The organism is Kordia algicida OT-1 (assembly GCF_000154725.1).
GTDB lineage: Bacteria > Bacteroidota > Bacteroidia > Flavobacteriales > Flavobacteriaceae > Kordia > Kordia algicida.
On the sequence record NZ_DS544873.1, the window covers coordinates 4,773,078 to 4,788,564 of the forward strand.

16 protein-coding genes are annotated in these 15,487 nt (G+C 34.3%); all 16 read right to left on the reverse strand.

Annotated elements, in window-relative coordinates; all coding sequences use genetic code 11:
• Window positions 1-136: 136 nt before the first annotated feature.
• The 16 genes from KAOT1_RS20500 to KAOT1_RS20575 all read right to left on the reverse strand — a co-directional run bounded on the left by KAOT1_RS20500 (window position 137) and on the right by KAOT1_RS20575 (window position 15,477).
• Window positions 137-589: a hypothetical protein gene (locus KAOT1_RS20500; RefSeq protein WP_007096824.1), complete on the reverse strand. Its 453-nt coding sequence runs from the start codon at window positions 587-589 to the stop codon at window positions 137-139.
• A 71-nt stretch (window positions 590-660) separates the two neighbouring features.
• The gene (locus KAOT1_RS20505; protein WP_007096825.1) at window positions 661-2,034 is read right to left on the reverse strand and encodes an exonuclease domain-containing protein; all 1,374 of its coding nucleotides are present in this window, start codon (window positions 2,032-2,034) and stop codon (window positions 661-663) included.
• Window positions 2,035-2,036: 2 nt separating this feature from the next.
• Window positions 2,037-2,804: an XRE family transcriptional regulator gene (locus tag KAOT1_RS20510; RefSeq protein WP_007096826.1), complete on the reverse strand. Its 768-nt coding sequence runs from the start codon at window positions 2,802-2,804 to the stop codon at window positions 2,037-2,039.
• Window positions 2,805-2,930: 126 nt separating this feature from the next.
• Window positions 2,931-3,341 carry a lysozyme inhibitor LprI family protein gene (locus KAOT1_RS20515; protein ID WP_040559748.1) on the reverse strand — a complete coding sequence of 137 codons (411 nt, stop codon included), beginning with the start codon at window positions 3,339-3,341 and terminating at the stop codon, window positions 2,931-2,933.
• Window positions 3,342-3,357: 16 nt separating this feature from the next.
• Complete coding sequence (locus KAOT1_RS20520) at window positions 3,358-4,710, reverse strand: DEAD/DEAH box helicase (protein WP_007096828.1); 1,353 nt, start codon at window positions 4,708-4,710, stop codon at window positions 3,358-3,360.
• A gap of 65 nt (window positions 4,711-4,775) precedes the next feature.
• Window positions 4,776-5,720 carry a YitT family protein gene (locus KAOT1_RS20525; protein WP_007096829.1) on the reverse strand — a complete coding sequence of 315 codons (945 nt, stop codon included), beginning with the start codon at window positions 5,718-5,720 and terminating at the stop codon, window positions 4,776-4,778.
• A gap of 137 nt (window positions 5,721-5,857) precedes the next feature.
• Complete coding sequence (locus tag KAOT1_RS20530; RefSeq protein WP_007096830.1) at window positions 5,858-7,381, reverse strand: sulfatase-like hydrolase/transferase; 1,524 nt, start codon at window positions 7,379-7,381, stop codon at window positions 5,858-5,860.
• Between the two features lie 83 nt (window positions 7,382-7,464).
• A complete protein-coding gene (locus KAOT1_RS20535) occupies window positions 7,465-8,121 on the reverse strand; it encodes a hypothetical protein (protein ID WP_193363743.1) in 657 nt (218 codons plus the stop codon).
• Window positions 8,122-8,237: 116 nt separating this feature from the next.
• Window positions 8,238-9,056 (reverse strand): SH3 domain-containing protein, encoded by an 819-nt coding sequence (locus tag KAOT1_RS20540; protein ID WP_007096832.1) that lies wholly within the window; start codon window positions 9,054-9,056, stop codon window positions 8,238-8,240.
• A 141-nt stretch (window positions 9,057-9,197) separates the two neighbouring features.
• Window positions 9,198-9,815, reverse strand: coding sequence for a hypothetical protein (locus tag KAOT1_RS20545; RefSeq protein ID WP_007096833.1), 618 nt, complete (start codon window positions 9,813-9,815; stop codon window positions 9,198-9,200).
• 75 nt (window positions 9,816-9,890) lie between these two features.
• Complete coding sequence (locus KAOT1_RS20550) at window positions 9,891-10,403, reverse strand: hypothetical protein (RefSeq protein ID WP_157560223.1); 513 nt, start codon at window positions 10,401-10,403, stop codon at window positions 9,891-9,893.
• 17 nt (window positions 10,404-10,420) lie between these two features.
• Window positions 10,421-10,993 (reverse strand): hypothetical protein, encoded by a 573-nt coding sequence (locus KAOT1_RS22195; RefSeq protein ID WP_157560225.1) that lies wholly within the window; start codon window positions 10,991-10,993, stop codon window positions 10,421-10,423.
• Window positions 10,994-11,278: 285 nt separating this feature from the next.
• Window positions 11,279-11,509: a hypothetical protein gene (locus tag KAOT1_RS20560; protein WP_007096836.1), complete on the reverse strand. Its 231-nt coding sequence runs from the start codon at window positions 11,507-11,509 to the stop codon at window positions 11,279-11,281.
• A complete protein-coding gene (locus KAOT1_RS20565; RefSeq protein ID WP_007096837.1) occupies window positions 11,481-11,876 on the reverse strand; it encodes a hypothetical protein in 396 nt (131 codons plus the stop codon). Before KAOT1_RS20565 ends, KAOT1_RS20560 begins: the two co-directional genes overlap by 29 nt.
• A gap of 8 nt (window positions 11,877-11,884) precedes the next feature.
• Window positions 11,885-12,652: an SGNH/GDSL hydrolase family protein gene (locus tag KAOT1_RS20570; protein WP_007096838.1), complete on the reverse strand. Its 768-nt coding sequence runs from the start codon at window positions 12,650-12,652 to the stop codon at window positions 11,885-11,887.
• Window positions 12,649-15,477, reverse strand: coding sequence for a CHAT domain-containing protein (locus KAOT1_RS20575; protein WP_007096839.1), 2,829 nt, complete (start codon window positions 15,475-15,477; stop codon window positions 12,649-12,651). The genes KAOT1_RS20570 and KAOT1_RS20575 overlap by 4 nt, the downstream gene beginning before the upstream one ends.
• Window positions 15,478-15,487 lie beyond the last annotated feature (10 nt).

A 15,487-nucleotide genomic window follows, 5' to 3' on the forward strand; every position in this document is an offset into this window, starting at 1 on the left:
CACTAAAAAATACCATACATATTTTTGAGAAACCGAATTAAGCTCAATTTTACAATATTTCAGAAAAACTCCTTAAAACTTAGTGTTTTTGGGAGTTTTTTATGTAATCATATTGTTTACCAACAATGGTCATTTATCAGATGCATTTAATTTTACCTTTATTGACTGAATCATATTCGAATCTTTTTATCTCAAAAATTTTCCAAAATGAATTTTTATAGACAAAATCTGCCCAAACTTTGGCTTCTGCGTCTAGTCGGATAGACAACACATCATTTTCATGGAATGTAAAATCTTTGTCAAAACAGTTTCTATCATTTAGTTCAAATTGAATATTGATGAACGTATTTTTCAATTCAGCTTTACGGACTTTGTGAAGTGCTGCTAATTTTAAGCCTTCTTCATAAATTCTTTCATAATCTTCATTGGTAAAATGTTTGAATTCTTCGGGAATGTTAATCTGACCAATTATTTTATGGGATTGTACTGGTTGCTTCTTTGAGTGTCTTTTTAGAATCCAATCAATGTCACTTTTTTCTAAATCATCGCTACAGGAACATAATAAGAAGTTGTTTTCGAATTTGCACATGGGTTTTTAATAGTGAATTAAATATAACAAAAATGTAATTATTGAATGAGATGATCTCTCAGAAAGAAAATTTAAAAAACCAAACCAGCCTTCACATTCACATCTAACAACACCTTTCGCAAAATTCGTTGTACATCTACATTGTCTTTTTGTTTGATAAGATGATGTTCGAGTTTGTCTGAATGACTGATTTGCAAATCGTGATCGATAAAACCGTAACCGAGATACAATCCGTTTTTGACCATAACAAAGGCTTCTTCGTTGGTATTGCGTCCTTTTTGTTTGATGACTACATTCTGAGAAGATTCTTTGCTATGTGCAATCGCTTGTTGTACACGTTCGTTATAGGTTTCTATAGCTTCTTCACTTTTGCAAATTCCTTGACAGGACTGAATCATAAAGTGTGAGCATTCTTTCACATTTTCCTGCAAATGACAGTATTTTGGACACAAATCAAATTGCATGCACAAACGTTCTAAATAGGTTCTGCAATCGCGAATGTTGTAGAAAACAATCAAAGGATCTTGAATGATTTTTGCATCATTAATCGCTAAATGTCGTACGCCACGACGATCTGCATATTCAAAAATGGCAAAGCGTTTTGGTGTGCGTTTGGAAGCCACATTGTAGCGCGGATAATGATGTTTTATCGCCGCATCTTCCATCAACAATGCAATGAGTTCGCTTCCTGATAATTCGTAATCGATATCTGCCGTTTCACGACACAAATCGAGTTCTTTCTTGGATTTGTTGTAAAAATGACCCAACACTCGTTTTTGAATATTTTTAGCCTTTCCGACATAAATGATCTTCCCTTTTTTGTCTTTAAAGTAATAGATTCCAGGTTTTGCAGGCAAATCGTCAAAAATTTTACTTGGTAAATGTGGAGGCAAAGTCGCTTCTTTCGATTCTCGTTTTAAGAATTTCTGAAACGTTTCTGCGGCAGCGTCTTTCGTCAATAAAAGTTGAAAAAGAATTACGGTTGCGGCAGCATCACCACGTGCGCGATGTCGATCGGAAATATGAATGTTTAGCGATTTGCACAGTTTCCCCAAACTATACGATTTAAATCCAGGAATTAATGCACGCGACAAACGAACCGTACAGAGTTTCTTCCGACGAAAGTCTAAATCAATTGCTTTAAATTCATTGCGAATCACGTTGTAATCAAAGTTGACATTGTGCGCGACAAAGATGCTGTCTTTTGTAATACTGAGTACTTCTTTGGCAATTTCGGCAAACGTTGGCGCATCAGCAACCATGGCGTTGTCAATTCCTGTGAGTGCGGTAATATGTGTCGGAATCAGCACATTCGGATTTACCAAAGACGTGAATTCGTCCACAATCGTTTCGCCATCAAATTTAAAGATAGAAATTTCGGTGATTTTGTTGCTACGTCCAGTCGTTTCAACATCAATAATTGTGTAGGTTGGATTTTTTGCCATGATTACGACATTCTTTTTACAGCTTCCAATTCTACTTGCAATTCGCGAAACATTGCCATGATACTGCTTAGTTTTAGCTCTTTTTCATCATATTCTTGCGTGTTGATGCAACAAGTAAATTCCCAAAGTTCCAAAACATCTTCCAATTGCACATGAAATGGCGCGTATGCTTTATTATCGCTACTTAGTAATAAACCTTGCCCTGTAAAATGTTTAGAAACACGTTTGTACACCAAACCATCATTTTTGGTGAGTACTACGTATGTGCGACCATCTTTTACGTCATTGATGTCGTCTACAAATTTTGCCACAATGTACGAACCGTCTTTTACAGGCAACATGGAATCGCCTTTTATGGGAAATGCACGATGTGTTCCTGTAGGCAAAAATGGTAACTTTATTTTTTCCAATTGTTCAATGTATTCAGGATCGGCGTAACCAGCCAAATAACCCGCAGATGCTTTTGTAGGAATGATTTCGATGAGTTCGTTGTCATCTTCATCAACCGTAATCGGAAATAACAAACGTTGGTTTCCAACTTGCATAAATGAAGTGTCTTTGGCTTGCGTGAGATCGTTTTTGACTAAAATATCAATGGGTAATTTAAAATGGTCTGACAAATCAATTAAGCGATCAATTGGCGGTTCGGAACGACCTTCTTCATACGAGCCAACCATAGAACGTGACCAACCTAATGTTTCGGCAAAGCGTTCTTGTGAGAAACTTTTGAGCGATCGTAAGTGTTTTATGTTTTTCTGTATATTTCGCATAACGTTTGGGTTTATTAGCTACGTTACTACAAATATAAGTAATTATTGCTACAAATAGAAGCTGTTTGCTGAAACTACAGGTTTTTGTGCTACATATGGTGATTTGATAGGCAAGTGACGTTTTACTTACTCCTCTTGAAAAAGCTCTAATAACTCCAATAAATACAACGTACGCTCACGAAATTGGCGTTTTTCATGTGCAGCTGTTGCTGCCATTGTCATGGTGCCGCCTTGATATTGAATATGGTAAAACGAAGCACGAAATGCCAAATCAAATTTTTGAAACTCAAGCCATTTTTTTTGAGAAGCTTCTAATAAAGTCACAGACAATTGTTTCGGATTTGCTTTTAATTGTAGCAAAGTGCTGTCCATCAATTTTTTCCAAGAAGCCGTTGCAGCATGTTCACATTTTACACCGCCAAGTGTCGTAGGCATCGTGTTTTCTAGACATTTTCTGTTTTTGATATCGATAGGATGTGATTGACTAAAACAAAAGTTAACAGTGAGTAGAGCGATGATGCAGACAAATTTTTTCATGAGAAAAAGATACGATTTACTTTCGTTTCTTTTTGTTACGACGGTTAAAATTTTTATCGCCCCGTGTTTTTGGCTTTTTGTATTTTTTTGCAATTTCACGTCGATACGAACCACCTTGATTGGTTTTTTTGTTCTTTTCCTTTTTTTCGTGAAATCCTTTTTCCAAACCTTCCGTTTTTAACGGATTGTTGACTTCGCGAATTCGGGTTTGTTCTTCGGGAGCCAATTGTGTAGAAATTTCGACTTCTTCTGGAAATTCGAGTTGTGGAATTTCATAATTCATTAACTTTTCAATTGCTTCTTTGTACTCGAGTTCTTTTTTGGTGTAAAATAAAACGGCGTTTCCTTTGGCTTTTGCACGACCTGCACGACCAATGCGGTGCATGTAATTTTCTGGATAGTTTGGTGTATTGAAGTTGAATACATGCGTAATCATGTCCAGATCCAAACCGCGCGCCATGACATCGGTTGCGACTAAAATTCGGTTTTCGCCAGTGTTGAAATTTTCAATAGAACGAATTCGGTAGTTTTGAGTTTTGTTGGAATGAATTACCGCAACTTCTTCGCCAAAATCTTTCTGTAAACAGTCAAATAACCGATCGGCAATACGTTTGTTGGAGATAAATACTAACACTTTGCTGTAGATTTCTTTGTCTTTTAAAAGATGTGTAAGTAAGTTTACTTTCGTGTAAAAGTTTTGAACTGCGTAACAGGTTTGTGAAATATTATCTAAAGGTGTTCCGCTGACCGCAATGGAAATTTTATGTGGCGCAATGAAAAAATCGTCAATTAATAAATTTACATCATCGGTCATTGTTGCTGAAAACATGATGTTTTGTCGTTGTTCAGGCAATAATTCAAAGATATTGGTAATCTGAAAACGGAATCCTAAATCCAACATGACATCAACCTCATCAATCACTAATTTTTTGATCGATTTGAGTTGCAATGCTCTGCTCAATACCAAATCATATAAACGTCCAGGAGTTGCTACGACAATGTCTGCGCCTTGTTGCAAACTTTGAGCTTGTGTGTTCATGTTTACGCCGCCATACACACCCACAATGCGTACGTTGATATATTTGGCAAATAATTCAATTTGTTCTACGACTTGAATGACCAATTCACGCGTTGGGACTAAGACTAAGATTCGCGGATTGACTTGTTTTGAGAATTTTAAATCGCGCAATAACGGCAACATATACGCGAACGTTTTTCCTGTTCCTGTTTGCGCAATTCCTACAACATCTTTTCCGCCGCGAATTACCGAGAATGATTGCTCCTGAATTGGTGTTGGTGTTGTAAAACCTAAATCTTCAATCGCATAATGCAATTGTTTTGATAAGTCAAAATCCTGAAAAGTAGACATAACTGTGTTAATTTTGCGCAAATGTAGTGTATTTCATCGCTTTAGCGTGATGAAAGCTAATTTTATTACTTTTTTGAGGTTGCTTTTTTAGTACCTTTTACTACTTTTTCTTTGTTTGAATCTTGTGATCTAATCAAAGCAGGCGACAGTTTTTTAATTCCTTCTTTGGTAAGATATTTAGTAAGAATTCCACCTTGAATTCTGTTGACATCAAATTCAATGATAAATGCTTTTTTGTCAATTTTATCAATGAGATTGTACGTTCGGCGAATGTCAATTCGGTTGATAACGGTGTGAATGATATCTTTTTCTTCCTGAATACCGCGTTTTCCATAACCACGCGCGCCTTTGTAAGACGTAGTTCCAGCACCGATAATTTTATTGAGTTTTTCTTCTATTTCTGCAGAATGTTCTGAGACAATCATCAATCCGACATAATCTTCAAAACCTTCAATCATCAAATCAATTATTTTCGCTGTGACGAGAAATGTCAAAATGGAATACATAGCAACTTCAACAGAAAGGAGCAAAGCTGTCGCTCCAAAAAGTATGGCATTAAATCCTAGAATTACTTTTCCAATGCTGATGCCCAAACGTTCATTGATAAAGATGCCGAGAATTTCAGAACCGTCAAGAACAGCTCCGTTTTTTATGGTAATTCCGATTCCTGCACCAAGAAATAATCCGCCAAAAATAGCAATCAGGAGTTTGTCGTCTGTAACTGCTGTAAAATTTTCAAAGTAGATAAAAGTTGCCAATCCGATGATGGAAAGAATTGATTTGATAAAGATTCTTTTCGTAAGTGTAAACCATGCTAAAATCAAAAACGGAATACTAACAATGAGTAAAAGTATTGACATTTTTATATCAAAAAGTTCGCTTAGCAAAATGGCAATTCCAGTAACGCCACCATCTAAAAATCCATTTGGTAATAGAAACATTTTTAAGCCGAGACTTGCTAAAACGATTCCGATAAAGATTTGAAAAATTTCTGAAATGAGTTGTTTCATGGCGTATAAAATAATTTCAAAAAGATATGTAAAATAAACGTAGCATGATTTTTTTGAGAGATTATTTTTATTTGAAGCGAAAAGCTATCCACAGCAGTGTGAATAGCTTTTTTTAGAATCGTTTGTGTATTGGTGAATTATTGTCTACTCAAGGCAATTGGTCCGTCGGAAACGGTTTTGCGTCGTAATAGGCGGTTTTCTGCTTCTTTTAGTTTTTCTGCTAATTCGTCTCTGATGTCTTTGTATTCAGGATTGTACGCCAAATTTTCCATTTCATTGTCTTCATTGTCGGTCAATTTGTACAATTCGTACATCGTAGGATAACTTCCTAACGCATGAAAGTAGTAAGCAAATTTCCATTCTTTGGTACGAATACAACGAATACGATTTGCTGCCAATACTGCCGAAGCATGATCTGCAGAACTCGCTTTGGTATCATCAAATGTAAAGAGAACTTCATCTTGAACGCCTTTTCCATCAGTGATAATTGGCAATAAGTTATTTCCTTGTAATGCTTTCGATGGATGTTTTATGTTGGCAATTTCTGCCATTGTTGGCATGATGTCAATTAAAGTAGCGAGCTCATTAGAAGAACGTTGCGGAATTGCTTTACCATTTTCGTCTTCGCTTGGAAAAAGTATTGGGTTGGAGAAAACCATTGGAACATTGAGCGTTTCTTCATATACATTGAAGGCTTTTTGTCGCATGCCACCGTGAGCTAAGCCCATTTCTCCATGATCGGAAATACGAATGACTAATGCTTCATCTGCCATACGATTTCCTGTATCACTTACATGATAGAGTTCGTCAATGAATTCGCCAATTTGATGATCTATTTTTGTCAATGTATGCGCGTAGAAATTGATGTAGTTGAGTTTTTCTTCGTTGGTTGGCAAATCACCAAGTAATATGTTAGCAGATTGAACAATTTGAAATTGTGCCATTGGTTTTTTATTCTTCAGTAAGTCTTCGTTGATAGAATAAGGCAAACCAACACTTCTTCCTGACCAATCAGATTCCGAATATCCATAGTTGACGCCGTTTGGATACGCCAATACATCATGCGGATTTACTAATGAAAGTACTAAACAAAAAGGCACGCGTTTGTGACCACTTTCGCGTTCGGTACGGACTTTTCGTAGAAATTCAATTCCTTGTTGTATGTACATTTCGTCATGATTGGCATAACCGCCACCAAAGTTTTGTGGTTTTACATCTTCTCCTGCATCAGGTGCAATCCAACCTTTGAAACCTGTGAGTGCAATTTCAGAAGCTGTCAAACCATTTTCAGATTCTCCCTTACTAAGATGCCATTTTCCGCGGTATTGTACATCATAACCTTCGTTAGAAAGCATGCGTGCCATGTTGTAAATTTCTGGATTTAGTTGTGTTTCTGCGTCTGAGTAGCGTCCGCCAAAAGTTAGTGTTTGTGTTACGCCGTGTTGCGATGGATATATTCCTGTGAAAAGTGTTGTTCTACTTGGCGAACACATACAGGAATTACAAAATGCTTTGTTGAAGGTAAATCCATTGTCTTTTAAAAATGTCATGGTTTTTAGGTTTTCACTTTCCCAACCTTCAGGGAAGTTTTGAGTAGCACGTTCTTGATCGGTGATGATTAAGATCATGTCTGGCTGTTGTGGTAATTCGGAGAGATTCATAGTTTATTGTTTTGTATGAAATTATAATAATTTCTCCGAAACCTGTAGCGTATAACTACGTGATTTTGAAATGAAGAAACTGTTTATTTCCCAAATAATTTCTTCCAAAAACTTTTCTTTTCAACTGTTTTACTATCCGATTGATTTGTGTTTTTTGAAGTTTGCGGAGTTTGTGGCGGAGTCATCTTGGTGGATTGTTGCAGCGTTTTATCTACGGAAGTAGTAAAAAAATCACCTTTGTCAGACATGCCAATAGGAAATTGCGTTCGTTTTCTCCATTCTGGTTCGTTCATAATATCGTTAGGTTGCAATTGCGTTTTTTTGTCAAAACTAGCGCGTCCCATTTTAACGACATTTTCTTCTATGTTTGAGTTTGTTCCACTAAAAATAGCTTCAAATTTTTTGTCAAAATGAAGTAATAAGATTTGTGTTTGTGTTCCAATTTTATAGATATCCAAAACTTTGTAATGTGATGGCGCTGCAATGAGATGAAAACGGTATTTTGCAACATCAGGGTTTATTTGCGCCATGTTTACCGCTTTGTTGGAAGCAATGGCATATCGTAAATTTGTAGCCAAACCTTCTGCAAAACCAGAAACATCAGTAAATCCTTTTTCTAGAAGTATTTGATTTTTTTGATATTTTGAAATGTGTGTAACGTCCAAGTTGCAATCTCTGTAATACATTGTTAATCCTGCAAAGGTTTCGTTGTATGCTTCTTCTATTTTTTTATGTTCCATGTTGTTTTGAAGAATTGCCCAAGTTTGAATTTGAAATGTTTTAGTTTGAGAAAGCAGTTTAATAAGCACAATTTTCAAACGTGTTACCGTTTGTGTTTACAGAATTATGAGTTGTATTATTGTTTAAGCGGAGTGGTTTTCCAAGTTCCATTTACCATTAGCGGACGTGCATTTAGCTGCATAAAATGCTTGTGTATTTGTTGACTTCGCGTGTATTGTATATTGGTTGTGAAATCGTTTACAGTTTCAGTCAATTCCATAATTCTTTTATCATCATTTTCAAGGTTTACTGTAAAAGTGAAGATTCGTTCTTTTAAGATGTTTTTTTGCGTATCTTTTAACGTATATCTATGATTGTAACCATATTCGCCAACTTCTGTTTTTTTGATTTCGATGATGTTGCCATTTTTCATGTAACTTGAAGTTACTGTTTCAGCATCGCCGCCTTCACTTCTTGTAATTCCTAAATCGGACCATGATGTTACATCGTAGGCTCCAAAATGTGGAAAGTCGAATTTTTCGCTCGTGATAATATCATTTGCTGCATCATCGCCTTCATTTTTGACTGCACCACCAAAAATCCAGCCTTTTTTGCCATCATTCGTGGTAACTTCTAGCCAATGATTGTTGTACACGACACTGCGAAGTACAATTTCACTTTTTACGTCAGATTTATTTCCTGTGAATTCTAAGTCAATTCCTTTGTACGTACCAACTATTTTTCCTTTTGTACTCGCAATATCGCGCACGTTAATATTGTCTACCCAAACATAATACGTGTCATATTCATTTGTTGTTTCAGTTGTTTCTGAAGTATCTGTAATTGCTTCGTTGTTTGTTTTTTTAGAATCTTTCTTAGTTTCTCCAGCGCAAGCTGTCAATAAAACGATTGTAAATAATATGCACAATTTTGAAAGAGAGGAATAGATTTTCATTTGGATGATTGGTTCATTAAATTTTGTGTTTCAATTTAAGAAATATTATACATTATTGTATGACAGAAAATGAAGTAGAAATAAAAAACGCTAACAAGAAGTTATCAAGTTAGCGTTTTGTATCAATATTTTATTTAAAAATTATTTTTTATACATAATTGATTTGTCAATCATTTTGATGGTTTCCTTTCCTTCGTCAGTGGCGTTTCCGTATTCATCACAAGAATCTTGAAAGGCAATAATTCTAGTTATTCCGTCTTTCATTTTTATTTCTAACAAATCTAGTGTGAGTCGTTCGCCCATTAAATTCACATTAATTCTTTTTCCAAACAACTCTCTGCTACCAAGTTTCAAAGAAGTTTTCTCAATTTTACAATTTTGTTTCCCAAAGCGTCCTGAAATTTCTTCTACAAAACCATCTACCGTTCCTTCTGCGATTTCAAAGTACATGATGACAAAGTTATTTCCGTCAAAAGTCCAGTTTTTATAACCGAAAGATGTTTCGTATTCAAATCCAAAACTTGTTGGATAGTCAAATGAAACGGTTCCGTTGTTAAAAGTTTTGGAGTTGGCAAGCGTTACCGAAATTGTATTTCCGTCATGCTGAACTTTTTCTCCTTCGGAAATTTTATAATCCTTTCCATTTACTGTTACAACCATTCCTGCTTTTGGTTCTTTTGAAGGATCTGCTTTTTGTGCATTTACAAAATGTATACTTCCTATTAAAAATAAAGAAAGTAATGTTAATGAAAATTTCATATGTGTATTATTAAGTTATTTGTAAACCTACAATTTTCTTTTTAAATAATATGCATTGTATTTTTTAAAGATGAATTATTTACTTAGTAAAGTCTCCATTTTGGGGTTGAATATAGCACGAATTTCACTTCTGAGCATATCAAATCTTGTGATGACACAATTACTACCAAAGAGAATAATGGCAACTTTTTTTCCTTTGATCGTATCTTTAAGAAACATACTATCATTTCCTGTGTTTCGTCTAAATTTACGAAATAAGACATATTTATTTGAGTTGTAAAAACGTTCAGCGATTTCTGTAACACGAAGCTCCAGTGCTTTCTTTTCCTTGCTAGATAATCGCATATTTTTACTCATACTATAAAGTATCATGCAGTGTGCAGCAGAGTTTAGATGTAATTTTGTTTTTATTCGTAAAGAATCTATGATTTCATTTTCATCTAAATCTTTAAAGGTGTAATTGATAATTGCAGAATTTTTTTCATGATCCGTTTTTAGAGAATCTGTTTCTTTAAAAATAAGATTCTCTTGTGCAATAACTGAAAAAATGGTTGTGAAAAGTAGTAATATAAATATGATTTTTTTCATCTTCTTAATTTGTAACATTAACTAAAGCTGTTAAATTGCTTTTTTTCAGCTTGCGCTAGATTAGTCAATGCTAAAAGTCCGCCGATAGTTAAAATTGCACCACCAACAAAAGGAAATCCTGCACCGACCAAATCTGTCATATTTGGAGAAAATAAAAATGGCAAGCAAAAAAGCATGCCAAAAATACCAGCAATGATCGCCGTAAAAGCGACAATTTTAGTAATGTGTTGTAGATTGAATAACGATGTTGAAGCTCTAGTTGAGGTATTTAATTCTACTCTTAGCTCGTTTAAATTTCGATGCGCATAGTCTTCAATTGACCATCTAGAAATTGGAATTGTTTTGCGTCCTTTCTGAAAATCAGCATAAAATTTTTTCCATAGATCGGGTAATAGTAAAGTCCCAAAAAGTAAAATAGCAAAGGAAGGAATAGAGTAGTTGCCATTTCCAAGCATAAAAGCTTGCATTCTAATCTCACCTTCTGCGGTCATTTTATAATCTAGTAGCACATGTTTTAAATCATGACTTTCATATTTAGGGACTAAATTTAACTGATGATGATCTAAACAATTTGCAATTTCTTTTCCCAAAGTTCCATTTTTGTAGGTTCTCAATGTAGCAACTTTAGTTTTATAAGGTTGCATATCACTGAAAAATTCAATTATAAAAACTGAAAGGTTAAACGATATTTTAATGATTTTTCGCGCTATTTTTTGAAATATATGCATGTGTTCTTTTTTGAAATAACAGTCATAAAAGTACTTTCTCTTATGCTCTCGAAATTAAAACTACCCATTTTTTCTGTAAATAATATTTTCCAAAAGGTTTTGTGACTTTTTTAACGCTAAGACACAATTTTTATAAGCGCGTAAAAATTAACAAGAATACTGCTTTTTCGATTTACCAGCATGTGGAAAAAATTGTGGTAAAGCAATTTCTTTTTCATCGTCAAAACGATCTTTGTATCTGCACAAAATATCTTCAATGGCATTGCAATGCAAATCGTCTTGCTGAAAAGCCTTTGGAAGTTCGTGTTTATAAATGAATTTCCTTTTTGGTAATTTCCCTAATATCTTTTCAGCGCCTACTTTTACACCTGCATGCAAAATATATTTTATCAGGAAAAATGCCTAAGTAAGCTCCAATACGTTCGGCAGTATCGTAAAGTGCAAGTGTTCCAATTCCTTTAATTTTATAAGTTGTAATTTTTTTTAGTAAGTCGTCAAAAGATGTTGCTTGTTTTAACTTGGAAGCATGATCGGAGAGATGAACTGCAAATTTTTCTAATATTATTGGCTTTAACCGATATTGATGCGGATTCTTTTTTCCTTCTTGATTTTTTGCGGTTGCCGCAACAAATATTGCTTCTTCAATAGAGTTTTGCTGTGCGCAATGTGAGATCCAATTATCAGGATACATTTTGATATCAGCTTTATAATGATTGATAATTTCTTGAAATCTTTTATCTGTCATAACACTGTTTATATAATTTTCTGTTCTAAAATATAATTAGCCACATCTTTTGCCCAAACTTGATACGCAAATTCTGATGGATGTACGCCATCACTAAAAAAATCTGTAATTGGATTGTTGAGATTCATCCGTTTTACATAGTCATCAAACTCAATTTTTCGAGCATAATAATGTACATTTTCATAATCTTTCACAATTTTTTCGAGCTCTTTTCCAAGGTGCAATACCAAGTTTCCAATCACGAATTTAATCGTTTTTGAAAACGCTGTAAATTCTTTAATTGGTGGCATATTGGTAAAAACGATAGGAGTTTCAGGATACTTTTTACGAATTGTTGCAATCAACTCCCGAATGTCAGCATTCCATTTTTTGGGTGTGTTTAATACAAAACTATCATTTCCGCCAAGTCCAATGACGATTAAATCTACAGGTTTTTCGTTAATATGCTTGATGATTTTGTGCGTGACGCGTTTTGCTGTATAACCGCTTTTTGCATACACTTTCCATGCGACATTCGTCGAAATTTCTGCTGAAAGTGCTGTTGCCAATGTTCCTGTAAAAGCAGTTTTGTGTTCAGTAGCGCCAACGCCTGCAATCGTACTTTCGCCAATAGTAATTAATTGAAATGTTTGATTGCTTGAAACGTTACTGATTCCTTCAATTCCAGTAGCTTCAGGAAGTTTTGGAATTGTTTTGCGAATCCTTTTTCCTTGAAAATAGAGTAGTGGCAACAACGGAACGGAAACAATCGCGCCAAGCGTATATTTTAAATTCATGTTGATTTGGTAGTTTTTTTTCGTTTGTAAAGTATCCAAAAAAGGAACAATGCCATAAGTAACACAATGACAATATAATAGTTGGTATACGATTTTTGCGGAAGTTGCATCGGTGTGATATCGCCAGAAATTACAAAACTTGCCCAAAAATACGGATGTTTAAAGTTTGCATCTTGTGTTTGAGAAACATACATTTCTTTGGCACGTTGCAATGCCGTTGCTTTATCGTTTCCTTCTTTGAGATTTTGATAAAATAAATCCATGATTTCGGAAGTCGTTTTGTCGGGAACTTCCCATAAACTCATTACCGTACTTTTGGCGCCAGCATAGTTGAATGCATTGGAAATGCTTTGCACACCTTTTCCGCTTACGTACATTCCTGAACCAGATTCGCAGGAACTCAACGTGATTAAATCTGCTGAAAAGCTTAAATCGTACAAGGATTTTGTTTTTAAGGTATACGAAGATGGTAGCTGGTTTGGTTTGCCATAAAAGTAAATCGCGCTTTGTAACGGAACATTTTCGTCAATTTTAGAATGTGTTGCCAAGTGAATAATATCGTAGTTTTGCGCCGTTTCAATAAAGTTTTGTTTTCGTGCTTTTGCATCTGTTTTTAACGTTGCTTGTGTAACATTTTCAACGGCGTTTGCTTCTTTTAGACTGTTGGGAAGCCATTTAAGATTGTCTTCAAATTTCTTGGTAAATGGCGCGTAAACAACAGTTTTTATATTATTTTTCTGTGGACTTTCAATGGTTTGGCGTAAATTATTCAGTCGCACAAATGGTTTGTTGTAGCTTGTGCATTCGCGAAAAACATCAAAAGGAATTGCGTTTAAAATTCCATCCAAAACTAACAAGGTTGGCTTTTCCGTATTGAGATACGGTTTTAATAATTTGTCAAAAATAGTGTGAATGAATTTTTTATACGATTCGTTATCAAAATTTTGAATAGCGTTTATATAGTTGTCAATTTCAGATTGAAACGTTTTATCAAAAAGAATTTTGTCAAATGTGAGTGCGCCTGAATTGTCGTTAAAAATGTAAATATGTTCATTTGTGACGGTGTACGAAATGATATTATAGTTTTGTAAATCACGCGAAATTAAGGTTTTAATGGGCGTTTCTACATTATATTTTAATTCGTAATATCTTGGGTATTTCGTTTTTAGTTCTTCTTTTAACGTATGTAGCTGTTGCTGAATTTGCTCTTTTTTGTTAGAATTTTTTAATGTCGTTTCAGGAAAATTAATTTCGGTCAATTTTTTTTGTAATTGCGCTTCTTTTTCGCGAATTTCTTTTGGAATATTGTTGAATAATTTCTTTTCAGAAACACGTTTCAACTCATTTAAAATAAATAGATTTTTACTTTCATCACTAATTCCTAAGGCTTTATAAAAAGTAGAATCGTCTTGTGTTTGTGTCCAAACATCGTGAAAGCTAGAAAGTAAATCGTCGTAAAACTGATCGAATTCTTCTGCTTTTATAAATGCATCTTCGTCACTTCGTGCGCCAAGTAATTTTAAATTTTTATGCGCTTCTTGAAAGCTATGCATAGCAATCTGCAAATACTCTCGGTTGTCCGTTTTTTTATAATATTCAAAACAAGTTTTCGCTTTAAATAGTAAAATAGACATCAAGTTATCTTTTTTTCGTGCATTCTGAAACGAAACTTCCTTAAAAAAATCATCCGTTTGCGCTTCTTTTGGCTGATGAAGATTGAGTGCCTTTTGTGTGTTTTGTCTCCATAAAGCATCACGATTTTGCTCAAATTTCATCAAATTATAATGTGCTTCTGCCAAGCGTAAAAAATCTCCGGAACGATATTCTATAGTTGCTTTTTCATAAGTTGGATCAATCTGTAAGGCTTCAATAAAAGCAATCGCTTTTTGATTCATGCCAGTTTCCAAAAAAATATCACTTTTTACTTGTGTAAGATACCATTGTGAGAAGTGTTCTTTATAACCAGATTCGTCAATAATTTTTTGTAAATCGTTCGCAGCTTTAAATGCTAGTTTGTACTTTTTTGTTTTTGTGTAGAATTCAATTTTAAAACGATAATAATCAAACGTGCTAAAAATATCGCTTGTGTCTACTAAATTCTTACTTTCAATATAGTTTAACTGTTTTTCTGCTTTTTGAAGTTTGTCTGCAAAAACATAGGTTGTAAACAAATCCATTTGCAAACCGAACTCTTTATAACGATGTTTTTTTGAGAAATTGATGGCAATTTTTGCGATATCTTCTGCATATTGAAAATTGTGTAATTCTTGTGCGTTAATGATTAAAGCACGTAAAGTATACACATAAGTTGTTTTGAAATTTTCGTTATCGCGCTCCTGAATTTTTTCAAGTTGTTGATGTGATTTTATAGCATACACTTGCGCATCTTCATAATTTCCTAACGCATAATAGACTTCAAATAGTTTGTTGTAATATTCGGAAGCTTCAATGGCTTCTTTCGGAAGTTTGTCAATCAATGGAATGTTTATTTTTAAAACATTGAGAATGCTATCATTATCAACATATTTTGCCTGTAAAGCAGTCGCAAGATTGATTCGAGATTTTAGTGCACGCTTATGGTTTTCCTGTTGTTTGTATAGGCTATCTGTTATCAGAAAAGTAGTGACAGATTTATCAAATTCTCGCTTGTAATACCATTGTTTTCCAGCTTCATACAATGAATCGGCTGTTTTTTTCGAAGCTTCGGAAATCAATTTTGGCGCTTTTTTTGAATTTTCTTCCGATTGTTTTTTACACGAAAAAAAGATTCCGAAATAACAACATAGTAAGAAAGTGAAAACATAATTTAATCGAGAAAAGTTCATACAGAAATTG